The organism is Sporacetigenium sp. TC11 (assembly GCF_058146105.1).
The window spans coordinates 99,848-126,669 of sequence record NZ_JBYVNY010000005.1; the positions used below are offsets into that span (position 1 = coordinate 99,848).

The window sequence follows — 26,822 nt, forward strand, 5'->3', positions numbered from 1 at the left end:
GTATAGGCAGTATATAAATTTCAGAAGGGGTGTTTTTTATGGCAGGCAAAATTAAAAGGGTATTCCCAGGTGGAAATACTACAAAAGGATTTTATTCATTTTATGACTATATGATAGAATTGGATGCTAATAGAATCTTTGTTCTAAAAGGTGGACCGGGCGTGGGAAAATCTTCTATGATGAAAAGAATAGGTCATGCTTTAGTAAATATGGGTTATGATGTTGAATTTCATCATTGTTCATCAGACGAAAATTCAATAGATGGAATAGTAGTTCCGAAGTTAAAAATAGCTATGGTAGATGGTACAGCTCCTCATATAGTAGATCCTAAAAACCCTGGTGCTGTAGATGAAATAATAAATTTAGGTGAGTCTTGGGATATAGATAAAATGGAAGCAAATAGACAGAAAATATTAGATTGTAATAAAGAAGTTGGTAGATTATTTGCTAGAGCATATAAATATCTAACAGCTTGTGATCCTATAGTTATAAGTATAGAAGAAAAGTACAAGACTTCTATGGACTTTGGAAGTATTAATACTTTAACTATAAATTTAGCAGAAGAAATATTTAAGGATATAAAACCTTCAGGAAGTGTTTCTAAAGAAAGACACTTATTTGGAAGTGCATTAACTCCTGTTGGACATGTAGAACACACTGATACTATACTACAGGATATAAAGAATGTTTATTTTGTTGATGGTGAACTAGGGACAGGAAAAACAACATTAATGACAAAAATATATAATAAAGCATTAGAATTAGGATTAAATGTTGAGATATACCATACTCCATTCCTACCTCCAAATAAAATAGAGACTATAGTAATAGAAGAAATAGGAGTAGCTATAACGACTAGTAAATTATTTAAAGAAAAGAACTATAAAAGCATAGATTTAAATCAATATATATGTAAAGACAAAATAGAAAAGTATTTAGATGAAATAGAATATGATAAGAAAGTATTAGATGAATTGCTAAGTTACGGATTATTTAATATTAAAAGAGCTAAAGCACAACATGATATATTAGAAACATACTATGTACCAAATATGAATTTTGATAAAAATGAAAAAATAAAAAATACCATATTAAACAGAATATTAAGTTACGCAAATAAGTAATAATATTAAGGAACCTTAAAAAGGTTCCTTTTTTCTTTTAAGAAGTATAAAAATAATATATAATTTGAAGTAAATATGTTTTTATACTTAGTAATAAATCTTATAATACAAAAACGTAATATTGAGGAGAAATATTGTATGAAAAAAGGATACATGTTAATAATATCAATTAGCGCGGTTTTAGGGATAACAATGGGCATAATGAGTAAAAGCGCACATAAAAATAATAACTCATTAGTATATACAGATACTGTATTAAACAATGAGTTAGATTCTAAAGAGCAAGAAATTTCTAAGCTATCTAAACAAAAAGAAAAGCTAGAAAAGCAGCTAAAAAATCTTCAAGAAAAACATATAGATAAAAAAGATCAGCATCGTATAAACGATATTAAATCTACTTTATCTTATGGAGATACTACTGGAGAAGGAATAATAATAAATATAGATTCTTCAGCAGAAGAAGAGATAAATTTAGCTAACTTAATAGAATCGAAAAATATACTAGTAGATTTGGTAAATGAATTAAGAATAAATGGAGGTGAGGTAATATCTATAAATAATCAAACATTAAATCAGTATTCAGATATAGTATTAGCTGGAAATCATATAAATATAAATGCTACCCCTATAGCTCCTCCATATGAAATAAAGGTTATAGGAAATAAAGATATGTTATCTAAAAACATATCTAAAGATAATAGTTTTATAAAAAATTTAAATAAAGAATACAGACTATATATTAATATATCAGAAAGTTCATCTATCAACTTACCCAAAATACCAATAGAAAAGGAGTTTAAATATATAAAGAGTGAGTAATGTATATGAGTTTATATATGATGATAAAATTCCACTCTTAGTATCTGAGAATTTAGCTAAAAAGCACAATGCTATTCCAATAGATATAAAAGATGGAAGCTTAATTGTAGCAATTGAGTCTGAAAGTATATATGCTTTAGAAGATTTCAAATTGGCTACAAATATGAATATAAAATTCAAAAAGTATAATAAGGATATAATATCAGAAGCGATAGATTATTATTATAAAAATTACATTAAGCAAGATGATAATATTTCACACACAATTGAAATTTTAGATAATATTTTAAGACAAGCTATTATAGAAAAGGCTAGTGATGTACATATAGAGCCGCAAGAACAAAATGTAACCATAAGAATAAGAGTGGATGGTTATTTAAAAGAAATACTAACCTACTCACACGATATTTATAATCAATTAATAACTAGGATAAAGATATTGGGAAAAATGGATATAGCTGAAAAAAGACTACCTCAGGACGGACGAGTGGATATAGATATAGATGATAATATAGTGGATTTGAGAATATCTACTATACCTACTGTATTAGGTGAAAAACTAGTAATAAGGGTATTGGATAGAAGAAATTTTTTAAAAGATAAGATAGATCTAGGGTTTACAAAATATGATTTATCATTATTAGATAAGATAATAAAAAAGCCCAACGGAATAATTTTAGTTACAGGGCCTACTGGTAGTGGAAAAACTACTACACTATATTCCATTCTAAAGGATTTAAGTAATCTAGATAAAAATATCGTAACTATAGAAGATCCTGTTGAATATAAGTTAAAAGGCATAAACCAAATTCAAGTAAATACTAAAATAGGACTTACTTTTGCAGGTGGTCTAAGATCCATATTAAGACAGGATCCAGATATAATAATGATAGGAGAGATAAGAGACTCAGAAACTGCAAAAATAGCTATAAGAGCGGCTATAACAGGGCACCTAGTTATAAGTACTATGCATACTAATGATGCCATATCTGCAATAAATAGATTAATAGATATGGATATACCTCCATATCTATTAGGAGCGTCTTTAGTAGGGGTTATAGCTCAAAGATTGGTTAGAAAAGCATGTGCTATGTGTTGCGAGGAGTATGATATATCAAACGAAGAAAAAAAAATATTAGATATAAAAGAAGATATTAAACTTATAAGAACTAGAAAATGTAAAAGTTGTGATAATAAAGGTTATAGAGGAAGAACCGCTATATACGAAATGGTAAATATAAATGCTGAAATAAGGGATATGATACTAAAGTCAAGCAGTAGCAACGAAATTAAAAATGAATCTATTAAATATGGAATGATGACATTAAAGGAAAGTTGCAAAAATCTAGTTATTAATAAAAAAACTACAGTTGAAGAGTTTATGGCTATATCCTATATTGATGATTAAAGGAGGAGTAAATGCCAGTATATAAATATATCGCTTTTGATAATTGTGGTAAAAAGATAAAAGGAAGATATGAAGGCAAAGGACAAAATGATCTTTTAGATTTCGTATCTAATAATAATTACTATCTTCTAGATATAAAAGACAATACAAAGGATAAAGAATATTTATTTTCAAAGCCTAGAAGTAAAGACTTGCATATATTTTGCAAACAGCTAAGTATATTATTAAGTTCAGGATGCACACTATCTAATTCACTTCACATAATACAAAATCAAGTTAATAATAAACTGAAATGTGTCGTATCATCTATTCAAAAAGAACTCCAACAGGGCAATTCATTATCACAATCTATGCAAAAGCAAAATTTATTTTCAAACTTCTTAATAAATATGGTAGTAGCTGGAGAAGCTAGCGGAAATCTAGACTATATAATGGATAAGCTAAGTATTTATTATGAAAAAGAAAATAAGCTAAAAAGCAAGATAGGGACCTCTCTAGTTTATCCATTAATATTAAGTTTAGTTTCTTTAAATGTAACCTTATTTTTAATTGTATATGTAATACCTAATTTTATTACTATATTTAATCAAAATAATATAAAACCCCCATTTATAACAAAAATGCTACTGAACATGTCATATATTATAAAAGAACAATGGTATGTTATATGGATTTTACCTGTTCTTCTTACTATCTTATTGTATATTTATATAAATAAGAATCATAAGTGTAAGTATTTTATTGATAATTTAATTTTGAAAACTCCGTATATAAATAAACTAGTAAATCTTATTATAACTTGTAAGTTTAGTAGGTCGTTTTATATATTAATATCTAGCGGAGTACAGGTTGTAGATGCAATGGATATTTCAGCAAAAACAATAGAAAACAAAGTTATTCAGGACAGGCTATATAAATCTAAAGAGAATATAAAATTAGGAAATAGCTTATATCAATCACTGACCATGTGTAATGTATTTCCAAATATGTTTATATCTATGATAAACATAGGAGAAGAAAGCGGAAAATTAGATAACATATTAAGTAGTATTTCGGATTTTTATGAAATGGAGTTAGAAAGCAAGTTAAATAAAATAGTGAGTCTTGTAGAGCCTATAATAATACTTATTATGGGTCTAGTTATAGGAGGTATAGTTATATCTATAATGTTACCTATGTTTGAAGTTATGACTACATTTAAATAAAAGGAGAGTATAATATGAAAATTAAAAACAGAAAAGTAAAAAGAGGATTTACCTTAATAGAACTAGTTATGGTAGTGGGTATATTAGGAATTTTATCTAGTATAGCTTTAGTTAAATTCACTGATGTACAAGGCAATGCCAAAGTAAATGCCGATTATGTAGCGGCAAGCAATATAGCAAATGCGGCTAAATTGGCTAAAGAAGCAGGTGTTACAACTATAACTTTAGAAACGTTAAAAGATAAAGGTTATCTAGAGGGAATTGTAAAACCACAAAGCGTAACAGGAGAATCCTTCGTTTTGACAGTAGAGGGACAAACTATAACTGTAAAAGTAGGAACAACTCAATTTTATCCAAAACCAGTGAGTGAATAGGAGGATAAGGTGTTTACAAAAAGAGCCATAATTCTCGATATAGATGATGAGTATATAAGATTAACTACATCAAAAATAAAAAAAGGAAATATAGAAGTATTAAGCGCAGAAGACATAAAAATAAAAAATATAAAATCAATAGGAACTTCTATAAAAGAATACTTAAATTCAAACAAAATAAAAATTAAAAATATAGCTTGTACTACTCAAAATGAAAATATAATATTTAGAAACATAGAAATTCCATATATAAAAAAAGAAAGTGATATAATAGATGTTCTTAAATTTCAATTAGGTCAGTATATGCCAATAAATCTAGAAAAATATATACTTCAGTATAAAATACAAAGTATAACAGATTATGGTGCTGGCAAAAATATGAATTTAAATGTAGTATTATTTCCAAAGAATATATCATTATTTTATAAAACTCTAATAAAAGACATAGGGTTAAAGCCATGTCTTTTAGATACAGGATCAAATAGTATAAACAAGCTATATATAAGCAATTTCTTAAATATAATAAAGGGGCAATCGTTTATGACCCTAGAGATTAGAAATAATTATGTATGCTTAAATATATTTGTTGAAGATATATTGAAAATAAATACAATCCTAGTAAGAGATTATAATGTTGTAGAAAAAATAATAGAGATACATAAATATAGTAACTATGAAATTGAAAAAATATATACATATGGAGAAAATGATAATTTTATTAGGTCAGAATTAAGTAAAAGCTTTGAAATAGAAAATATAGAGCTTAACAATGTCGTATATAACAAAGAAATAAATATAAATAGATATATAAATAATATAGGATTGATGTTGAATATATGAAGAATTATAGAGAATTTAATTTTTTTAAAGAAAAAAGCTATAAAAAAAATACAGAAAATATAATACATATAAGTATAGTTATTATTGTTGTTATATACATAGGTGCTACTTATATAAACAACTATATTTTATATAATAAATATAAAACAATTGCGAGATCTCCTGAAGTTAATATGACGAATAATCTAAAATCTAAGATATCATATAATCAAATTAAAGAGATATACTATCAAAATAATCTTGTGAAAATAGATGAAGTATATTCAGATGAAAATTATATATATATAAAAGGTAATTCAAATAATTTAAATCTAATATCGCAATATTCTAAAAAACTAGAAAGCTCAAACTTATTTAAAATTGTTTTTATAGAGAATATAAAGGCAATACAGCCTCAAAACATAAATCAATTTGAATTGAAATGTACTTTAAAGGAAGAAACGATATGAATTTAAACAAAAGAGAAAAAATATTAATAAATATATTTATAAATCTTTTTATAATTTTTACCTATCATATCTATATGTATAATCCAAAAGTTAATGAGATAAAAAATTTAAAAAGTATAAAAGAACAAGAAGAATACAACAAATCAATAGAAACAACAAATCAAAATGAAAAAGCAATGTTAAAAAATTTAAATCAAGAAAGTATAATAAATATAATTTCAGATACATTTCCAAAATATACCAAAACCACCTCTGTAAAATTTAAAGAAGCAGAACATGCTGAAAAATATAAATTTGTAAATATAGAAATACAAGTAGTAGGTAGTATTAATGATATATTAAAAAGCATACAAAAAATAGATAATTCTAGAATTAGTATATATATAGAATCTATTATGTTAGACAGTACTAAAGAGTATGGAATATGTACCCTTAATTTAAGGATCTATAGTTTATAAAACTATAGAGGAATTCTCATTTGTGTATAGAAAGTAAATATTAAAGCATGATTTATTAGGGGTTGATATTGATGGAAGATGATAATGTTTTGGTATTAAACAATTTTATAACCGAAATGGAGTTAGATTATCTATATTGTGGAAATAAGAGATACATTAAATTTTGTAAAAAGCTATATTCTGTAGATATTGATAAATGGAGTAAGTATTTCTGGAAATTATATTTAACTGATGTTTTTGAAGAAAAGATAAAAGAACAACTATATAATATCGAAGATATAAATAATATATCTAAAGAAATAGTAGAAAATCTCCAAGAAGAAAGACAAAGGATAGTAACATATGGATACATACAAGGATACGTATTTGGATATACAAACTTTTGTTTAAATAGTGAATTTAGTAAAACCTGCGAGGCTGTACTAAAAGATAAAAATAAAAAGAAAATACATATAAGTGACATTATGAGAAGTAGGCATATAAAAGGATACCAAGTATATATGGATGAAGAGATAAATAATAAGAATCATCAAGAATATATAAAAGATGTAATAAAAGATTATTGTGATAAACAAATATATGCAGTATTAAATGATTTGTTAAGTAACAACTTGGATATAGTTTATAAAACTGTACAAGACATCTTAATAAAAGATTGCATACAAAAAAATAAAGATGGAATATGGGATGGTATAATATTTAAAGTTACTAGTAAAATATGGAAGAATAATGAAATAATTGTCTAAATATAGTATAATTATCCAATAAGTGATATAATTAATAGTTGCATTTTTAATTTAGTAATAAGGGAGTGAAAGTTACAATGACAGGGAGAAATGATTTATGTTCGTGTGGTAGTGGCAAAAAATATAAGAAATGCTGCTTAAATAAAGATATGATAGTTGAAAGAGCAAATAGAAAGATTGGGCTTTCACAACATGATTATGTTGATTTGTATTCGAAGCTATATGAATATTCAAGACAAAGCAAATTTCATAATGAATATTTAAAAGCTAAGGAAATGTTTTATATACTAGATGATGAACAATTAAACAAAAAATTTGATAAGTTTTTTAATACATATTATATTCAAGACCATATAATGGAAGATAATAGAGTTATAACTGCAGCTTTTTATGAAGAAAATAAACATAATTTGAATAAAATAGAAATAAATATACTAAAAAACTTATTTGAATCTTATGTTAGTTTGTATGAAATATCAGAAATACAAGATGGAAAGGTCTTTTTAAATGATATTTTATTAAAAGATAAGGTTTGCGTTGAAGATATTAGTTTATTACAAGATTTAAAACTAGGGGATATAGTAATAGCTAGAATAGTAAATGTAAATGGAGTAAGTATACTAATAGATACTACCGTAAGTATTTCACAAACAATAAAAAATGTTATATGTAATGATATAGAATATTTCTATAATCAATATATAGATGTTTATAAAAATATGAAAACATTCTTATTATATCATACGCACATTTTATACAAGTATATTCAACAATTATTAGAGCCTAAGGTTGGAGAATGTTTAAAAACAAAAAAATCAGAGGTTGCAGTTACACAAGAAGTGGATAGTCAAGATGTAGAAAATATATGCAAGATAAATGAATTATTACATAGTAATGTAGAAAAAGAATATTTAGAAGTAGCTATTAATACATGGAAAAAATTTAAGAACATAAATCAAAATATAAAAGGGTCTGAAGGCGGTTGGGCTTCTGCAGTTGAGTATTTTGTAAAGAAAGAAAAAGGAGAAAATATAACTCAAAGTCAAATAGCACAAAAATATAATATAAGTCCAGGCACACTAGGAAAAAGATATAAAGATTTAAAGTCTATAATTTAATGGTTTAATATATGAAGTAATGTACACAATAGTAAATGTATAAAAAATATAGAAAGAGGGATAGCAATGAATTTAAGCTTAGGAAAAGAAATAGCAGTTTCTACTACTTATATAAAATCAAATCCTGCAGTACCTATCTATAATGGTGTAGAATCACCAGAAAATTTATATGCAGTAATATACCACATAGAAATAGGATACAATGAAAAACAAGATGAAAAAATAAAACAATACATAATAATAGACTATAAAAATTATGAACTATCGGAAGTTGAAAAACAGAACTTAGTGGATGTAGCTAAAACGTATTGTGAATCTAAAAATATAGATATAGACAGAGATGGAGAAATAGTTTTACTTGATAATGAGGAAGCCGAAAGCTTTTTAGAAAAAGTATTCAATAATATGAAGGTAATAAGAGGACTTATAACTAAGAGAGACTAGGAGTTGAGATAATGAGGTTTATAGGTTTGGAAGAAATAAACCCGTATAATGACTTGTATGAGTACAAAATATTTAAATATGATGATAAAATAGAATTAGGGGACAAGGATAGCTTTGTTTGCGATCTTAGATTAATAGCTTTAAATATAGAAGAAGCATATATAGAAAAGAACATTTCTAATTCAAAAGCTATAGTAACTATAAGTAATTTAAATGAAGATATAGATATAAGTAAAGATGAACTGAATAATGGGCTAGTATATTTTATATTAGAAGAGCTACCATTGCTAGATATTAATCAAGACAATATAGATATAGAGTTTATTAAAAGCTAGGTTATTAAGCCTAGCTTTTGTTGTTAAATTATTATAAATGTAGAAAGGATGTTATTTGTGATAAGAATATCAAATATAAAATTAAGTATAGATCAAAATAAGTCATTACTTAAAAAAAGTATATTGACTAAACTAAGGATAAGTGAAAAAGAACTAATAGAATATCATATATACAAAGAATCAATAGATGCGCGAAAGAAAGGCAAGATAGACTTTGTTTATACTATAGATGTTGAGGTTATAAATGAAAAATCAATACTTAAAAAGCTAAAGGATAGAGATATATCAATAACTCCTGATTTTAAATACAAAGATGTTAATATGGGAGATAAAAAACTTAAAAATAGACCTGTAGTAATAGGTAGTGGACCAGCTGGGTTATTTGCATCATTGTTACTAGCTCAAAGGGGCTATAATCCATTAATGTTAGAAAGAGGCTTGGATGTAGAGACTAGAACTGAAGATATTAATGAGTTTTGGAATAATAGGGTTTTTAAAAAAAATTCAAATGTTCAATTTGGTGAAGGTGGGGCAGGAACATTTTCAGATGGAAAATTAACTACGAGAACAAAAGATTTGAGAGGTGGAAAAGTACTAGAAGAGTTTGTAAATTTTGGGGCACCAGATGAAATACTTTATTCACATAAACCACATGTGGGAACAGATATATTAAAAAACGTAGTTAAAAATATAAGAAATGAAATTATAAGACTTGGTGGAGAAGTAAGATTTAACTCTAAAGTTACAGATATTATTATAGAGAACAGTTCAGTAAAGGGTATTATTATAAATGAAAATGAAATAATAGAATCGGATACTGTAATACTAGCTATAGGCCATAGTGCTAGAGATACATATGAAATGTTGTATAGGAAGAATGTAAAGATTATACAAAAGCCTTTTGCTATAGGCGCTAGAATAGAGCATCCTCAAATACTTATAAACGAATCTCAATATAAAGAATTTTATAATCATCCAAGATTAGGCGCTGCAGATTATAGACTTATACATCAAGCATCTAATGAAAGAACAGCATATACATTCTGTATGTGTCCTGGAGGAAGTGTTATAGCCTCTGCTTCAGATGAATTTGAAGTAGTAACTAATGGAATGAGTGAACATGCAAGAGATAAAGAAAATGCTAATAGTGCATTTTTAGTAAATATATCACCAGAAGATTTTGAAAGTAATCACCCTCTTGCAGGAATTCATTTTCAACAAAAATATGAGAGACTTGCATTTGAATTAGGTGGAAAAAATTATAATGCACCAGTACAGTTAGTAGGAGATTTTTTAAAGAATAAAGTATCTAGTAGTATAGGAAGTGTAAACCCATCTTATAACCCAGGATATACACTTACAGACTTAAGAGAATGTCTACCAGAATTTGTTGTCCAAGCCATGAAAGAAGGATTGGTAAATTTAGATAAAAAACTTCAGGGATTTGCTTTACATGATGCTGTATTGACTGGAGTTGAAACAAGATCATCTGCACCAGTTAGAATAGTGAGAGATGAAAGCACTTTACAATCTATAAACATAAAAAATCTATATCCTAGTGGAGAAGGAGCAGGATATGCTGGAGGAATAGTTACTGCAGCAGTTGATGGTATAAAATGTGCAGAAAAAATAATAGAAAAATATAGTATATAAAATTAAATATGTATAAAAAATTAACCATTATTTAACTTAATTAACAAATTTAACATGGATTTAACAATTCCCATTTGGTTTTTTGATACAATAATCTTGACAACAAATTTAGACAAATTTCTAAGATTTAAAGGAGGGAATTATAAGTGGAAATAGCATTAGGTATAATAGGCGGATTGGGTCTTTTCTTATATGGTATGCATTTAATGGGAGAAGGTCTACAAAAATCTGCAGGATCAAGACTTAAGAGAATAATAGAGCTTTTAACTAGCAATCGTATAATGGGTGTTCTTGTAGGAACATTAGTTACGGCAGTTATACAAAGTAGTAGTGCAACTACAGTTATGGTAGTTGGATTCGTTAATGCTGGAATAATGAATTTATCTCAAGCTATAGGCGTTATAATGGGTGCGAACATAGGTACTACTATGACAGCTCAACTTGTGTCATTTGACTTAGTGGGGTTAGCACCTGCAGCCTTAGGTATTGGTATAGTTATGTTCTTATTTTCATCTAAGCAGAAAACAAAACATATAGCTGAAATATTTATAGGATTTGGTATATTGTTTACTGGTATGGAATTTATGAAAGATGCGGTAAAACCTTTAGCACAGTATCAAGGATTTACTGATGCTTTAGTAGGATTTGGACAAAATCCTGTATTAGGAGTATTAGTAGGGTTTGGTATGACAGCTATAATACAAAGTTCAAGTGCGTCAATGGGTATGTTAATAGCTTTAGCAGCAGAAGGATTAATACCATTATCATCAGCATTACCGATATTATATGGTGATAATATAGGTACTTGTGTTACATCTTTATTGTCAAGTATAGGAGCTAGTAAAAACGCTAAAAGAGCAGCTATAATGCACTTATCATTTAACGTTATAGGTACAATAATATTCATGTTATTCTTAAATGGACCGATATCAATTATAGTTACGAAGTTAGATCCTAATGATACAGCTAGACAATTAGCAAATGCACATACACTGTTTAATTTAATAAATGTTATAATACAACTTCCGTTTGCAGGATTATTAGTTAAATTAGCTATTAAAATTATGCCTGTAAAAGAAGAAGAAGGTGAGTATAAACCTACTAAATATTTAGATGAGAGAATGTTAGAAACGCCTGAAATAGCACTAGGAAATACAGTAAAAGAAGTTTTAAGAATGGGTAAAAAAGCAAAAGAATCACTAGAAACTTCTATGAATGGTTTATTTGAAAAATCAACGGATAAAGTTAATAAGACCTTTGAAATAGAGAAGTTAGTAAATCAATTACAAAAAGATCTATTAAATTACTTATTAAAACTATCTAAAACTCCTTTATCTGAGAATGCTAGAGAAATTGCTGATGAATTGTTTAATACAGTTAATGATATAGAAAGAATAGGAGATCATGCAGAAAATATAGCTGAATTAGCACAAGTAGCTATAGAAAAAGATATTAATTTATCTGAAGAAGGTATTGAAGAGCTTAAAGATCTTTATAATAAAGTTTTGTCAACATATAAATATTCTCTAGAATCTATGAAAAATGGAGATGTAGATTTAGCATATAGAGTTATAAAAATGGAAGAGCAAGTTGATTTAATGGAAAAATCATGTAGAACTAACCATATGTACAGATTAAATAATAATCTATGCAGTGTAGATAGTGGAGTTATATTCTTAGATTTAATAAGCAATTTAGAAAGAGTATCTGACCACGCAGTAAATATAGCTCAACAAGTTATAAAAGCTGGTACTTTAATAAAAAAATAATATTAATTGTAATAAAAGAGTTCTATATTATTAAGAATAATATAGAACTCTTTTTTATTATAAAGAAATTTATAAAACCTGTATTATATGGAGGATATTATATGAATAAATTAGATAGAGAATTTTATTTAGATGATATAGAAATAATTGCAAAAGACTTACTAGGAAAATATATAGTTAGAGAATACGATAACAAAAAAATAATATGCAAAATTGTAGAAACAGAAGCATATAAGGCACAAGGAGACAAAGCAGCCCATTGTAATAACAATAAACTAACAGAAAGAACAAAAATAATATTTGAAGAGGGAGGGCATGCATATATTTACTTAATATATGGAATGTATTATTGTTTTAATGTTGTAGGAGGACCAAAGGGAGGTGGTGGGGCTGTTTTGATAAGGGCAACAGAACCTATAGAAGGAATAGAATATATGATGTTTAATAGATTTAATGAAATAAATAATAAAAAAATGAAGGATTTAACTAATGGACCGGGAAAATTATGTATTGCAATGAATATAAATAAAAATCTATATGGAGAAGATTTATGTACTAGTGGTAGCATATATATAATAGAAGGAGACAATATAGAAGAAAAGGATATTGTTTATTCAAAGAGAATAAATATAGATTATGCAGAAGAAGCCAAAGATTTTTTATGGAGATATTATGTTAGGGGGAATAAGTATGTATCAAAAAAATAAATTTAAATTAGCATTATGTCAAACTTTAACTAAAGATAATAAAAAATATAATGTTGATAAAGCTATAGAATTTATTAAAAAGGCAAGCGAAAATAATTCAGATATAGTATGCCTAGGGGAGATGTTTAATACACCATATAGAACATCTTTATTTAATAAGAATGCTGAAGAAGAAGAAAATAGTTATACATTACAAAGAATATCAGAAGCTGCTAAGGAAAATAAAGTGTACATAGTTGCGGGGTCTATATGTGAAAAGAAAGATGATAAATATTATAATACATCTTATGTTTTTAATAGAGAAGGAAATATAATAGGAAAACATAAAAAAATTCATCTATATGATGTTGATATTAAAGATAAAATAAAAATAAAAGAATCAGATATAATATCACGTGGAAGTGATATAACAGTAATTGATACAGAATTTTGTAAAATAGGTCTTGCAATATGCTATGATATGAGATTTCCAGAGATATTTAGAATGATGGTAGACAAAGGAGCTAATTTAATAATAGTTCCTGCAGCATTTAACACAGTTACAGGAAGCTCTCACTGGAATACACTTATAAAATCAAGATCTATAGACAATCAAGTATATGTAGCTGCAGTAAGTCCAGCTAGAAATTACAACGAAGAATATATAATATATGGTCATAGTAAAGTTTGTGATCCGTATGGAAAGACATTAGGAGAGCTAGATGAAAAAGAAGGTATTATGTACTGCGATATTGATTTGGACTACTTAAATAAAATTAGAGATGAGCTTCCAATATTAAAACATAGAAGAGATGATATATATAGTGTAGTAAAATTAGTTAATAATTAAAACTATATTGAAGAAAGATTAATGAATTTGATATAATTCAAAGTATAAAAGGTAAATTTTACAAGTGGGGGAAGGTAAATAAATGAATAAAATAAATTTTGATTATTCTAAGGCTATAAAATTTTTTGGACAACATGAGGTAGATTATATGGAGCCGTTTGTTAAAGTTGCTCATGAAATGCTACACAAAAAAACAGGTCCAGGAAATGATTTTTTAGGTTGGCTTGAACTACCTTATAATTACGATAAAGAAGAGTTTGAAAGAATAAAACAATCGGCAAAAAAAATACAAAGTGATTCTGATGTTTTATTGGTAATAGGTATAGGAGGTTCTTACTTAGGATCAAGAGCTGCTATAGAAATGATGGGACATTCCCTAAGAAATAATCTATCTAAGGAAGATAGAAAGGGTCCTGAGGTATACTTTGTGGGTAATAATATAAGTTCAACCTATATAATGGATATAATGGACGTTATAAAAGATAAGGATATATCTATAAATGTTATATCTAAATCAGGTACTACTACAGAACCAGCTATAGCATTTAGAATATTTAAAGAATACATAGAAAAAAAATACGGAAAAGAAGAAGCAGGAAAGAGGATATACGCTACAACTGATTCCAGTAAAGGTGCCCTAAGAAAGCTAGCAGAGTCTGAAGAATATGAAACATTTGTTATATCCGATGATATTGGAGGCCGTTACTCAGTATTAACTGCGGTGGGTTTATTGCCTATAGCTGCCGCTGGATTTAACATAGATAAAATTATGAAAGGTGCTCAGGATGCACATGATGATTTTAAAATCGATAATTTAAAGGAGAATAACTGTTATCAATATGCAGTAGTTAGAAATATACTTCATAGAAAGGGAAGAAATATAGAATTACTAGTTAACTATGAGCCACATTTACACTTCATAGGTGAATGGTGGAAGCAACTATATGGAGAAAGCGATGGAAAGGATAATAAGGGGATATATCCAGCATCAGTAGATTTTTCAACAGATCTACATTCAATGGGACAATATATTCAAGAAGGTAGAAGGGACTTATTTGAAACAGTACTAAATGTTGAGGCTTCAAGAAAAAAAATAACCATACAAGAAGAAGATCAGGATTTGGATGGATTAAACTACTTAGTTGGTAAAACTGTAGATTTTGTAAATCAAAAGGCTTTCGAAGGAACATTACTTGCACATACTGACGGTAATGTACCTAATTTAATACTAAATATACCAAAACTTGATGAGTATAACTTTGGATATTTAGTATACTTCTTTGAAAAGGCATGCGCAATAGGAGGATATATTTTAGGAGTAAACCCATTTGATCAACCAGGTGTAGAAGCTTACAAAAAAAATATGTTTGCATTACTAGGTAAACCTGGGTATGAAAAAGAAAAGGAAGAATTAGAAAAAAGATTAAATGTATAATTAAATTTAGAGAGATATTTATATATCTCTCTTTTTGTATAACTTTCATATTAGCTACATATTATCTTCATATTGTAAAATTAAAATATAATTAAGATTACATAATTGAATAAGAAGGGAATGGGTAAAATTGTTTAGAGGTATAGCTAAAACACTTATAACAGCTATATTAGGAGCTTTAATAGGAAGTGCAATTACTTTATATGCTGCACCTATAGTAATAAATGATGAGGAAACTAATACAAACGAAAATCAACAAAAAATAGTAGTGCAGGGAGATGGAAAATCTGAAAATATATATCGTGCTGTAACAGAAAAATCTATGCCTTCGGTTGTGGGTATAACTACTGTAACGATAGATAGGAGTAATATATTTTCACTACCACAGGAATTACAAGGTGTCGGAACAGGAGTTATAGTTAATTCTGATGGATATATTCTTACTAATTCACATGTTGTATCAGATGGTGAAGCTGTAGATGTGGGAGTATTGTTTAACGATGGAAGTACTTTACAAGGAAAGGTACTGTGGAACGACCCTCAAATGGACTTGGCACTTGTAAAGGTAAATAAAACTGGCTTATCTGTAGCAGATTTAGGAGATAGTGATACAGTTCAAATTGGAGATATAGCAGTTGCCATAGGAAACCCTCTTGGGCTTGAATTTCAAAGAAGTGTTACTCAAGGTATAATAAGTGGATTAGATAGAAGTATACAAACTGAAAATGCATCTATGACTGGACTTATGCAAACTGATGCTAGTATAAATCCAGGTAATAGTGGAGGACCCCTGCTAAATTCAAATGGCGAGGTTATAGGTATAAATACAGCAAAAGCAGCTCAAGGAGAAGGTCTTGGATTTTCCATACCTATAAATACTGCTAAGCCTATAATAGATCAAATAATAAAAAATGGTGATTTTGAAAAGGTTATGTTGGGAATAAAAGGTGTAGATGTTCAAAACTATGAAGCTGCAACAGGAGAAAAACTGCAAAGTGATGAGGGTGTTTATGTAGTAGAAGTAGTAAGTAATAGTCCTGCTAATAAATCAGGAATTAAAGCTGGAGATATAATAAAAGAAATCGATGATGATAATATAAGTTCTATGAATGATTTAAATAAAGTATTATACAAATATTCACTTGGAGATAAGGTTAGAATTACTGTAAATAGAAGTGGAAATATAGAAACTTTAAATACCACATTTAATAAATAATAAAAAAGAGATAGCCTAGGCTATCTCTTTTTCTATGCTTCTTTTTTGTTTAATTCTTGTATATTCGTTTCTGGTTGTGTGCTGCAGCTATTTTCATGAGGACAACCAGAGCAACTTGAACAACCTGAAGATTTTGAGGAGAACTTTTTATATAGTATTGTAAATGCTATCGCTAGTATTCCAGCTGTAACAGCTAATTCTACAAATTTAGAAGCTTGAAATGATCCTGTAAATATACTTCCCATAGTATAGACAACGAATGATATTATCCACGCCAATACAAGTTGATATATAAATGATGTAAACATCATTTTATTTCCGTATTCTTTTTTCAAAGTAGCTAAAACAGAGATACATGGAGTGTATAATGAAACAAACACTATAAATGTATAAGCTGTTAATGCTGTAAATTGCTGAGGTAAAACTGTAGTTAAATCTCCGTAGATAACACCCATGCTACCAACAACAACTTCTTTAGCAACTAGACCTGTAAGTAAGGATACTGCTGCTTGCCATGTACCAAATCCAAGAGGTGCAAATATAGGTGCAATTACAGAGCCTATAATAGATAAGAAGCTATTGTTTATATCTGTTGTATATCCAGAGAAGTTAAAAAATGAAACTAACCATATAACAATAGACATAGCAAATATTACTGTACCTGCTTTTACTAAAAATCCTTTAGATTTTTCCCATGTATGTTTTATTATACTTTTAGGCTGAGGCATTTTATATTCTGGAAGTTCCAGTATAAATGGTTCTTCTTGTTTATTAAAGTAAGTGTTTTTTAGTACTAAACCAACTAATATAGCAATCACTATACCTAATACATATAGTGATAAAACTACCCAAGATTCTTTTCCAGGGAAGAATATTGAAGCAAATAATGCATAAACAGTTAAACGAGCATTACATGACATAAGTGGAGCTAAAAGAGCTGTAAGTTTTCTATCTTTTTCACTTTCTAAAGTTCTTGCAGCCATTATTGCTGGAGTAGAACAACCAAACCCCATTACAAGAGGGATGAAAGCTTTACCAGATAAGCCTATTTTTCTCATTACGCTATCCATTAAAAATGCCGATCTAGCCATGTATCCACTATCTTCCAATAAAGATATACCTAAGAATAATGCAAATACTAGAGGGAAGAATACTATAACAGATCCAACTCCACCTAATATACCATCAACTATTAACGATGTAAACCAAGGGCTAGATCCACTTAAAAGATTAGAAGCTGCTGGCATTAAAACATCTGCTACAAATACATCTAACATATCAGCTATTGGCTGACCGAACCATTTAAATGTAAATTCAAACACTAACCATAATAATCCTAAGAATATAGGGTAAGCAAGTAATGGATTTAAAACTATTTTATCTATTTTTTCGCTTATACTTTCTTTTTCACCAAAGTCTTGCTTAGTACATTTTGAAACCAGTTTTTCAAGATATTTATAAGTTTGTTCTTCGTTGTCAAAATCTTTTTTTACTGGAATTTTATTGAAGTTGTTTGACTTTATTGTATTTACTATATTATCTACACCTTCATTTTTTCTAGCAACCATAGGGATAACAGTTACCCCAAGTTCATTAGCTAACTTATTATAGTCTATATGTATACCTTTAGATTCAGCAACGTCAATCATATTAAGTACTAATATTACAGGCTTATTAAATTGAACTAATTGAGTTGTTAAATATAAATTTCTAACTAAATTTGATGCATCTACTATATCAACTATAACGTCTACATCTCCACTTTCTAAGAAATTTTTAGAAACCTTTTCTTCGTTAGAAAACGTATCCATTGCATATATACCAGGTAAATCAACTACCTTTATATCATTAGTTGCAAATCCTTCTTTTTTCTCTATTGTAACTCCTGGCCAGTTCCCAACATATTGTTTAGAACCAGTAAGAGCATTAAAAACTGTAGTTTTCCCTACGTTAGGATTACCAAGTAGTGCTACTGTAGTCATAGGACGTATCCTCCTTCTTTATTTTAAAAATATATTTTTGGCATCATTTTTTCTTATAGCTAAATCAAATCCTCTTAATCTTATTATTATAGGATCTCCAAATGGTGCAACTTTTGTTACTTGAACTTCTGTTTCTTCAACACATCCTAATGCAAGTAATCTTTTAGCTAATCTTTCATTACCTTTTATAGAATTAATAGTACCGCTTTGGCCTATTTTCAAATCGTAAACAGTCATCATTAATACCTCCTAATGAATTTCATTCTCAATTACAATATAACATTAATTACCTTTCAAGTCAATATTTAATATATAAAAAATGAATAAATATAAAAAGATGACAGAAAACATCCTATCATCTTTTTATATTTATTCATTTGGAAACGATCTCATAAGTACTTTTATAGATATGTATACGAGTCCTGTAACTGCGAATATTCCACTCATTCCATAAATCATTAATTTTAAACCTTCATATATAGCCATATAATCACATCCTTTGAAATAATTTAACCTAATAATGCTAAGATTAATCCGCCAGCTATAACTGAAGCTATTTGACCAGAAACATTAGCGCTTATAGAATACATAAGTATAAAATTTTGTGGATCTTCCTTTTGAGCAAGTTTCTGAATTGTTCTAGCCGACATAGGGAATGCTGATATACCTGCTGCTCCAACCATAGGATTTATTTTCTCTTTTCTAAACATATTTATAATTTTAACGAATAAAACTCCACCAATAGTATCAAATACAAAGGCTATAAGGCCCATACTTATTATTAAAAACGTACTAAGAGATATAAATTGTTCCGCTTTCATAGTAGATGCTATTGCTAGCCCTAGTAATATTGTAACTACGTTTACAAGTTCATTTTGAGCTGACTTTGATAATCTTTCTACAACTCCAGACTCTCTCATTAAGTTACCAAACATTAAAAATCCTATTAATGGTATAGATACAGGAGCTATAAGACCGGCAATTATAGTAACTACTACTGGAAAGAATATTTTGGTTTTTTTAGAGACTTTGTTAGCCTTATAAGGCATCTTTATCATTCTTTCTTGTTTAGTTGTAACTAATTTAATAGCAAATGGCTGTATAATAGGAACTAAAGCCATATAAGAATAGGCTGCAACAGATATAGGTCCTAAGAGTTTTGGAGCAAGTTGACTAGATACAAATATAGAAGTAGGCCCATCAGCGGCGCCAATTATTCCTATAGATGCAGCTTCATTTATACTAAAACCAAATATAAGAGCAATTATTATAGTAAAAAATATACCAAATTGAGCTGCAGCACCGAGAAATATCATAGACGGATTTTCGAGTAATGGCCCGAAATCTATCATTGCTCCTATGCCTATAAATATAAGTAAAGGAAATAATTCAGTGGCTATTCCACTGGCAAACAAGAAATCCAATATACCTTCCATTTCAGTACCGTTTATCATTTGATTTATAGCACCAGATAGGGGAAGGTTGACCATTATAGCACCAAATCCCATAGGGAGAAGAAGAGTAGGTTCAAAATCTTTGGCTATAGCTAAGTATACTAAAAGACCTCCTATAATTATCATAATTACCTGTTTAATAGTTATACTCATAATACCTTGAACCAAAATATCCATAAAAATACCTCCTTTGACAACTTGTATAGGTTATTATATTTATAAATAGTAGGAAAAATAACAAAAAAGAACTAAGATTATAGGATAAAATTAAAATACTACGTAAGATATTATTAATATGCCCACGAATTAAAATACTAATGAAATTAGTTTCATTAATGCAAAAAATGTATTATAATGTAGATATAATATATTTGAAAGGAGTAGGATTATGAGCACTAAAAAGTTAACTCATATGAGTTTGCTTATAGCATATAGTTTAGTTTTGTATATAATAGAAAGTTATATACCAAATCCTTTAATAGCTTTATTCCCAGGAGCTAAACTAGGCCTTACAAATATTATTACATTAGTATCACTATCTTTATTAGGATTTAAAGATACTTTTATAATAATCACTATTAGAGTTATATTGTCATCTATGTTTTCGGGACCTATATCAGCTTTATTATTTAGTATATCTGGCGCCTATTTAAGTTTATTAGGTATGAGCCTTTGTCTTAAAATAAAGAACTTTTCCGTTGTAGGAGTAAGTATTGTAGGAGCAGTATTCCATAATATAGGGCAACTTTTAGTGGCATCTTTAATAATTGAAAGTGGACTTATTTTTACTTACCTGCCTTATATGCTTATAGCATCTATACCAACTGGAATTTTCGTTGGAATGGTATCGAAATTTACTTTAAATAATTTATCTAAGATACAACAAAAGGTTTATTGACATATTATAATAGGGTTTGATAAAATATTATAGAATTAATTAAACAGTAATAAACTAAAACATTTAATGGTGGTTAACATGATAAAAGCTGATTTAGATAAAATAAAAGAGGAAATAGAATCGCTAAGAGAAGAAATCAATAGATATATACAATATCCAGATATATTTAAAGAAGAACTAGTTGAAACAAGCCAAAAAATAGATGTATTAATAAATGAATACTTACAATTTTCAAGAGAATAAAGCCTGCAAAGGCTTTTTTTTATTTTTAAACTGCATACTATTAAAACATATAGTCAATAATCTTGAGTAGCAATAAATATGTACTTAAAAGGTGAAGTGTATGTTACTATATAGTTTATTTAAATCAATAATAATAATTATTGGGGCTTACATCATATTAAGAGTTATAAGATATATAACTTCTGGAATATTTGACATAACTAAATTCGATAGACAGTATGAAAGGACATTGAGCAGTATAATAATATCCTTTTCTTACTATGTCATATTCATTGTAGCTGTTACCCTGATTTTAAAGGAATTTAAGATAGTAGATTTTAATAAATTTGAAACCTTGGTAACTGGAGCTGGTATAGTAGGGTTAATAGCAGGTTTGGCGGTTCAAAGTTTTCTAAAAGATATATTAAATGGTTTTTTTATTCTGTTTGAGAAACAGATGAAGGTTGGAGATTTTGTAACAATAAATGAAGAGTTTAGAGGAACGGTAGAAGAAATAGGACTAAGGAGTCTTAGTATAAGAGATTGGGATTCAAGAAGAATAACTATACCAAATGGAAATATAGCATCATTAAGAAATTACAGTAGAAAAAAAATGAGAGCAGTAGTTCATGTGAGGGTCTCTTATGAAGAAAATCCGCTTTATATTATAGAGATACTAGAAGAAGTATGTATGATATTAAATGAAAGTTACAAACAATTTTTAATTAAAAACATGATGAATGAACCATCAGAACCCTTTAGTGTATATGGGGTAACTGATATAGTTGATGTTCCCGTAGGAGTACAATATACTATAACTGGTTCAATAGAACCATTTAAGTATTTTGAAGCATTAAAAGATGCTAGACTACAAATATTATTAACTCTTAGAGAAAAAGGAATAAAAGTTGCATACCCAACAAATGTAAACATATTATACAATGGATATGGTGATTATGTACAAGAAAAGAGCTGTGATTAACAGCTCTTTTTACTCATTTCCATAGCTTTCTTGGTACATGATTGCATAGCTGAAATTATGCTAGCTCTGAAACTATTTTTTTCAAGTTCATATACCGCTTCAATAGTAGTTCCGCCTGGAGAACAGACTTTATCCTTTAGTGATCCTGGATGTTCTCCAGTTTCTAATACTGTTTTAGCTGCACCTAAAACAGCTTGAGATGCAAATTTATAAGCTTGACTTCTAGGCATACCTTGAAGAACGGCACCATCGGCTAAAGCTTCTATAAGTATATATACATAAGCTGGTGAAGAGCCGCTTATTGCAGGGATAATATCCATTAGGTTTTCATCTATAATTTCTGCTTTTCCAAAAGACTCGAATATGCTTAATATTATATTTTTTTCTTCATAATTCACATTGGAATTAAAGCTTATAGCTGACATTCCCTCTTTTACTAAACATGGGGTATTTGGCATAGTTCTAACTACTTTAATATCCCTTACCAAATGTTTTTCTATAAATTCTATAGTAATACCAGCAGCTATACTTACAATAACTACATCTTGTTTTACGTAATCTCTTATTTCAGATATTACATCTTTATATTTATTTGGTTTTACAGCTAAAAATAATATATCTGAAAAATTAGCTACATCTATGTTATTATTAGTTGTAAGAATATTGTATTGTTTTTTTACATGTTCAAGTTTATTGTTAGTTGGGTTACTTACCATTATATTTGTATTATCAACTAGATTAGATGATAAAATCCCGCCTATTATAGCTTGTGCCATATTTCCGCATCCTATGAAACCTATTTTTTTGTTCATATATATACCTCCTATTGTACTAACCTAATTATATTAATATAAATGATATACATATTCAATACAAAACTAATTAATATGCATTTTTTTATAGATACGCAAATATTATAAATAAAAGTGGATCAAGGAGGGATATTATGGATACAAAAGAAATGGCATTAAGACTGCTAGTTGCACTTTTAATAGGAGGCATGACTGGAATAGAAAGAGAAAGATCTCACCAATTTGCTGGATTTAGAACACATATATTAGTAGCTGTGGGATCTTGTATATCCTCTATAACATCTATACTACTATTTACTGAATTCAGTTATAAATATAATATAGATCCAGCTAGATTGTCTGCACAAGTGTTGTCAGGAATAGGATTTTTAGGAGCAGGGGCGATACTAAAAACATCTAACGGGATAAGAGGCCTTACAACGGCGGCTGGTATATGGACTACAGCTTGTATAGGTATAGCTGTAGGTTTTGGATATTACGAGTTAAGTATATTAGCATGGTTATTTGTAATGACAACTTTATATATACTAAAATATATAGATAGAAAATTATTTAAAAGAAAACTAACCACATTTACTGTAAAAGCCTATAGCAGTGCTATAGTACCTAAAATATTTGAAGTATTAGAGGAAAATAGTATAATAGTTAAAAATATGAATATAACTGAATGTGAAGATAATAGGCGAAGTATAAATTTTACAATATTACATGACAGGAGAATAGTATTAAATGAACTAATAAAAGAATTAGATGATGTAAAAAATATAATTAGTATAGACTATTTAGAGTAAAATATTATAAAATATTGAATTAACACGTTATTAAAAAATTAAGATTGAGGTGTATAAATTGAGCAAAAGAATAAGGTTAGTAACAGATAGTTCTTGTGATTTACCTAAGCACCTATTACAAGAAAATAATATACATGTAGTTCCACTAAACGTTTTGTTTGATGACGAAAGCTTTGTGTCTGGAGTTGAAATAGATAATCAAACTTTTTATTCAAAGATGAAAAATAGCACAGCTCTTCCTAAAACATCTAGTCCATCTCCAGATAGGTTTTTAGAAAAATTTGATTGTGAAGAAGAAGAAATTTTAGTAATATGCCTATCTTCAAAATTATCTAGTACGTATAATAATGCATTAATTGCTAAAAATATGTATTTAGAAGGCAATTCTTCTAAAAAGATAGAAATAATAGATACCTTAACTGGATCACTGGGAATAGGTATATCAGTTTTAAAGGCAGCAGAACTAATAAATGAAGGAAAAACCTTAGAAGAGATAGTAAGTATAATTGAAAAAGAAAAAGAAAATATAAGTGTATATGTAGCATTAGATACATTAGAAAATGCAGTAAAAGGTGGAAGAATCCATGCTTTTGCAGGGAAAATAATAAACGCCTTAAACTTAAAAATAATAGTTAAGGTAGAAGAAGGATTAGTAAAAACACATGATAAAGCTAGGGGAGAGGTTAAAAGCATAAAAAAGCTAGTGGAAATCATGGAGGAACATGTAACTGATATACCTAACAAAATAATAGGGATAGCTCATGGTAATTGTGAGGAAAAGGCTTTAAAACTTAAACGTATGATAGAAGACAAATATAATTTTAAAAGTATATTGATGAGTGAAATAGGTCCTATAATAGGAACTTATGCAGCTGAAGGGGCTCTTCTTATAAGTTTTGATTAACCCTATCAAAAGGAGACGATAATATGGGAATAGAGAGAAAAAATATAGAAGAAAAATATAAATGGAACATAGATAATATATATCCAAATAAAGAAAAGATAGATTCTGATATAAATAAAGTTAAAGAGATAATGAAAGAAATACAGAAATATAGAGGCAAGTTATCAGAGAGTAAAGATAATTTGTACAATGCACTAAATTTATCTGAGAAAGCCTCAAGAATAGTACAAAATCTATACGTATATACGCATATGAAACAACATGAAGATACTAGAATAAATGCAAACCAAGGAGTGGCTACCAAAACTGATATGTTAGCTACTGAGCTATCTACATCTGTATCTTATATGGTTCCAGAAATAATATCTATGGATGAAAATAAACTAAACGAATATCTAAAGGATGAAAAACTTAAATTTTACCAAAAGTCTATAGATGATATATTAAGAGAAAAGCCGCATACTTTATCTGAAAAAGAAGAAGAGTTATTAGCGGCAACTGGAGATATAGCATCTGTTCCAGATAAAGTATTTGAAATGTTTTCTTTTGCAGATATGAAGTTTCCAGAAATAAAAGACGAAAATGGAGATACTGTAAGAATTAGTCATCAAAATTTTACTAAAATGCTTCAAAGCAAAGATAGAAGAGTTAGAAAAGAAGCCTTTGAAAACGTATATGAAACTTATGAATCATTTAAAAACACCTTTGCATCTACATTGTATGGTGGTATAAAAAAAGAGATATTTTATTCCAAAGCTAGAAAATATGAGTCTGCACTTCAAGCATCTTTATTTAAAGACGACATAAGTATATCTGTATATACCAACTTAATAGATGCAGTATCTGAAAGTTTAGATACATTTAATAAATATCTAAACTTAAAAAAAGAGTTTCTTGGTTTAGATGAGTTTCATATGTATGATTTATACGTTCCTTTAGTTACGCAGTTAGATATGAAAATACCTTATGAAAAAGCTCAAGAGATAATACTAAATGCTCTGAAACCTTTAGGAGAAGATTATATAAATGTTTTAAAAAGGGCCTTTTCTGAACGTTGGATAGATGTATATGAAAATGAAGGTAAACAAGGTGGAGCTTATTCATGGGGAAGCTACGATTCAGTACCCTATATACTGATGAGTTATAAAGATGATTTAAATTCATTATTTACATTAGTTCATGAACTAGGTCATTCTCTTCATAGCTATTACTCAAAAAATAATCAGCCTTATTTATATTCAGGATATAAGATATTTGTTGCAGAAGTGGCTTCTACTTTAAATGAGTTGTTACTTATGAACTATATGCTTGAAAATTCAAAATCACAAGAAGAGCGATTTTATCTATTGAATTACTACTTAGAACAGTTTAGAACAACAGTGTATAGACAAACTATGTTTGCTGAATTTGAAAAAATAACTCATGAAAAAGCAGAAGGTGGAGAACCTTTAACATCAGATGAATTTTACGATATATATTATAATTTAAATAAAAAATACTATGGAGATAGTATGGAAGTAGATAAACAAATAGGTTTAGAATGGGCTAGAGTCCCTCATTTTTATAATAATTTTTATGTTTATAAATATGCTACGGGATTTTCAGCAGCTAGTGCTTTAAGCAGTCAGATACTAAATGAAGGAAAACCGGCAGTAGATAGATATATCGAGTTTTTAAAAAGTGGGGGGTCTGATTATCCACTTAATCAACTTAAAAAAGCTGGGGTAGATATGGAGAAAAAAGAATCCATAGAAAGTGCCCTAGAAGTATTTAAAAACCTAGTTAATGAATTAGAAAATGAAAAAAATTCAAAATCATAATTAATTATAAAATTAAACTCATGGATGT

Annotated in this window: 29 protein-coding genes; 24 read left to right on the forward strand and 5 right to left on the reverse strand. The window is 28.1% G+C overall.

Features of this window, described 5'->3' with window-relative positions; all coding sequences use genetic code 11:
* The first annotated feature begins 38 nt into the window (after window positions 1–38).
* From ACUSRV_RS09350 to htrA, 18 genes are all read left to right on the forward strand, one after another.
* Window positions 39–1,124 (forward strand): PRK06851 family protein, encoded by a 1,086-nt coding sequence (locus ACUSRV_RS09350; RefSeq protein WP_490141681.1) that lies wholly within the window; start codon window positions 39–41, stop codon window positions 1,122–1,124.
* Between the two features lie 138 nt (window positions 1,125–1,262).
* Window positions 1,263–1,943 carry a DUF881 domain-containing protein gene (locus ACUSRV_RS09355; protein WP_490141682.1) on the forward strand — a complete coding sequence of 227 codons (681 nt, stop codon included), beginning with the start codon at window positions 1,263–1,265 and terminating at the stop codon, window positions 1,941–1,943.
* A complete protein-coding gene (locus tag ACUSRV_RS09360) occupies window positions 1,936–3,351 on the forward strand; it encodes a GspE/PulE family protein (RefSeq protein WP_490141683.1) in 1,416 nt (471 codons plus the stop codon). Before ACUSRV_RS09355 ends, ACUSRV_RS09360 begins: the two co-directional genes overlap by 8 nt.
* A gap of 11 nt (window positions 3,352–3,362) precedes the next feature.
* Entirely contained in the window at window positions 3,363–4,556 is a 1,194-nt protein-coding gene (locus ACUSRV_RS09365) for a type II secretion system F family protein (protein WP_490141684.1), read from the forward strand.
* 14 nt (window positions 4,557–4,570) lie between these two features.
* Entirely contained in the window at window positions 4,571–4,930 is a 360-nt protein-coding gene (locus ACUSRV_RS09370) for a type IV pilin protein (RefSeq protein ID WP_490141685.1), read from the forward strand.
* 9 nt (window positions 4,931–4,939) lie between these two features.
* A complete protein-coding gene (locus tag ACUSRV_RS09375; RefSeq protein WP_490141686.1) occupies window positions 4,940–5,770 on the forward strand; it encodes a hypothetical protein in 831 nt (276 codons plus the stop codon).
* A complete protein-coding gene (locus tag ACUSRV_RS09380) occupies window positions 5,767–6,219 on the forward strand; it encodes a PilN domain-containing protein (RefSeq protein WP_490141687.1) in 453 nt (150 codons plus the stop codon). Before ACUSRV_RS09375 ends, ACUSRV_RS09380 begins: the two co-directional genes overlap by 4 nt.
* Window positions 6,216–6,677, forward strand: a complete 462-nt coding sequence (locus ACUSRV_RS09385) for a hypothetical protein (RefSeq protein WP_490141688.1) — start codon at window positions 6,216–6,218, stop codon at window positions 6,675–6,677. Before ACUSRV_RS09380 ends, ACUSRV_RS09385 begins: the two co-directional genes overlap by 4 nt.
* A gap of 71 nt (window positions 6,678–6,748) precedes the next feature.
* A complete protein-coding gene (locus ACUSRV_RS09390) occupies window positions 6,749–7,423 on the forward strand; it encodes a hypothetical protein (RefSeq protein WP_490141689.1) in 675 nt (224 codons plus the stop codon).
* A gap of 77 nt (window positions 7,424–7,500) precedes the next feature.
* Window positions 7,501–8,541, forward strand: a complete 1,041-nt coding sequence (locus tag ACUSRV_RS09395; protein ID WP_490141690.1) for a YecA family protein — start codon at window positions 7,501–7,503, stop codon at window positions 8,539–8,541.
* A 66-nt stretch (window positions 8,542–8,607) separates the two neighbouring features.
* On the forward strand, window positions 8,608–8,985 hold the full coding sequence (locus ACUSRV_RS09400; RefSeq protein WP_490141691.1) for a hypothetical protein: 378 nt from the start codon (window positions 8,608–8,610) through the stop codon (window positions 8,983–8,985).
* A gap of 11 nt (window positions 8,986–8,996) precedes the next feature.
* Window positions 8,997–9,320, forward strand: a complete 324-nt coding sequence (locus tag ACUSRV_RS09405; protein WP_490141692.1) for a hypothetical protein — start codon at window positions 8,997–8,999, stop codon at window positions 9,318–9,320.
* 57 nt (window positions 9,321–9,377) lie between these two features.
* Window positions 9,378–10,973 carry an NAD(P)/FAD-dependent oxidoreductase gene (locus ACUSRV_RS09410; RefSeq protein WP_490141693.1) on the forward strand — a complete coding sequence of 532 codons (1,596 nt, stop codon included), beginning with the start codon at window positions 9,378–9,380 and terminating at the stop codon, window positions 10,971–10,973.
* 146 nt (window positions 10,974–11,119) lie between these two features.
* Window positions 11,120–12,742: a Na/Pi cotransporter family protein gene (locus ACUSRV_RS09415; RefSeq protein ID WP_490141694.1), complete on the forward strand. Its 1,623-nt coding sequence runs from the start codon at window positions 11,120–11,122 to the stop codon at window positions 12,740–12,742.
* Window positions 12,743–12,843: 101 nt separating this feature from the next.
* Entirely contained in the window at window positions 12,844–13,449 is a 606-nt protein-coding gene (locus ACUSRV_RS09420; RefSeq protein WP_490141695.1) for a DNA-3-methyladenine glycosylase, read from the forward strand.
* Complete coding sequence (locus ACUSRV_RS09425; protein WP_490141696.1) at window positions 13,433–14,278, forward strand: carbon-nitrogen hydrolase family protein; 846 nt, start codon at window positions 13,433–13,435, stop codon at window positions 14,276–14,278. Before ACUSRV_RS09420 ends, ACUSRV_RS09425 begins: the two co-directional genes overlap by 17 nt.
* 82 nt (window positions 14,279–14,360) lie before the next feature.
* On the forward strand, window positions 14,361–15,713 hold the full coding sequence (locus ACUSRV_RS09430) for a glucose-6-phosphate isomerase (protein WP_490141697.1): 1,353 nt from the start codon (window positions 14,361–14,363) through the stop codon (window positions 15,711–15,713).
* Window positions 15,714–15,843: 130 nt separating this feature from the next.
* Window positions 15,844–16,929, forward strand: coding sequence for a serine protease HtrA (gene htrA / locus ACUSRV_RS09435; protein WP_490141698.1), 1,086 nt, complete (start codon window positions 15,844–15,846; stop codon window positions 16,927–16,929).
* A gap of 32 nt (window positions 16,930–16,961) precedes the next feature.
* On the opposite strand, the gene feoB is transcribed toward htrA, so the two are convergent.
* The 4 genes from feoB to ACUSRV_RS09455 form a co-directional block, all read right to left on the reverse strand.
* Entirely contained in the window at window positions 16,962–18,911 is a 1,950-nt protein-coding gene (gene feoB, locus ACUSRV_RS09440) for a ferrous iron transport protein B (RefSeq protein WP_490141699.1), read from the reverse strand.
* Between the two features lie 18 nt (window positions 18,912–18,929).
* A complete protein-coding gene (locus ACUSRV_RS09445; protein WP_490141784.1) occupies window positions 18,930–19,148 on the reverse strand; it encodes a FeoA family protein in 219 nt (72 codons plus the stop codon).
* A 132-nt stretch (window positions 19,149–19,280) separates the two neighbouring features.
* Complete coding sequence (locus ACUSRV_RS09450; protein WP_490141700.1) at window positions 19,281–19,397, reverse strand: OadG-related small transporter subunit; 117 nt, start codon at window positions 19,395–19,397, stop codon at window positions 19,281–19,283.
* A gap of 23 nt (window positions 19,398–19,420) precedes the next feature.
* Window positions 19,421–20,542, reverse strand: coding sequence for a sodium ion-translocating decarboxylase subunit beta (locus tag ACUSRV_RS09455; protein WP_490141701.1), 1,122 nt, complete (start codon window positions 20,540–20,542; stop codon window positions 19,421–19,423).
* A 211-nt stretch (window positions 20,543–20,753) separates the two neighbouring features.
* Between ACUSRV_RS09455 and ACUSRV_RS09460 the strand changes: the two genes are divergently transcribed.
* The 3 genes from ACUSRV_RS09460 (at window position 20,754) to ACUSRV_RS09470 (ending at window position 22,467) form a co-directional block, all read left to right on the forward strand.
* Complete coding sequence (locus ACUSRV_RS09460) at window positions 20,754–21,263, forward strand: Gx transporter family protein (RefSeq protein ID WP_490141702.1); 510 nt, start codon at window positions 20,754–20,756, stop codon at window positions 21,261–21,263.
* 78 nt (window positions 21,264–21,341) lie between these two features.
* A complete protein-coding gene (locus ACUSRV_RS09465) occupies window positions 21,342–21,506 on the forward strand; it encodes an aspartyl-phosphate phosphatase Spo0E family protein (protein ID WP_490141703.1) in 165 nt (54 codons plus the stop codon).
* Window positions 21,507–21,606: 100 nt separating this feature from the next.
* The gene (locus ACUSRV_RS09470; protein WP_490141704.1) at window positions 21,607–22,467 is read left to right on the forward strand and encodes a mechanosensitive ion channel family protein; all 861 of its coding nucleotides are present in this window, start codon (window positions 21,607–21,609) and stop codon (window positions 22,465–22,467) included.
* On the opposite strand, the gene proC is transcribed toward ACUSRV_RS09470, so the two are convergent.
* Window positions 22,464–23,279, reverse strand: a complete 816-nt coding sequence (gene proC, locus ACUSRV_RS09475; protein ID WP_490141705.1) for a pyrroline-5-carboxylate reductase — start codon at window positions 23,277–23,279, stop codon at window positions 22,464–22,466. The two genes, ACUSRV_RS09470 and proC, sit on opposite strands and share 4 nt — an antisense overlap.
* A 134-nt stretch (window positions 23,280–23,413) precedes the next feature.
* Here proC and ACUSRV_RS09480 point away from each other — a divergent pair, with 134 nt between their 5' ends.
* The 3 genes from ACUSRV_RS09480 to pepF are packed head-to-tail and all read left to right on the forward strand — an operon-like array spanning window position 23,414 to window position 26,794.
* Window positions 23,414–24,070 carry an MgtC/SapB family protein gene (locus ACUSRV_RS09480; RefSeq protein WP_490141706.1) on the forward strand — a complete coding sequence of 219 codons (657 nt, stop codon included), beginning with the start codon at window positions 23,414–23,416 and terminating at the stop codon, window positions 24,068–24,070.
* Window positions 24,071–24,128: 58 nt separating this feature from the next.
* Window positions 24,129–24,974: a DegV family protein gene (locus ACUSRV_RS09485; protein ID WP_490141707.1), complete on the forward strand. Its 846-nt coding sequence runs from the start codon at window positions 24,129–24,131 to the stop codon at window positions 24,972–24,974.
* A gap of 23 nt (window positions 24,975–24,997) precedes the next feature.
* Complete coding sequence (gene pepF, locus ACUSRV_RS09490; protein ID WP_490141708.1) at window positions 24,998–26,794, forward strand: oligoendopeptidase F; 1,797 nt, start codon at window positions 24,998–25,000, stop codon at window positions 26,792–26,794.
* The last annotated feature ends 28 nt before the right edge of the window (window positions 26,795–26,822 follow it).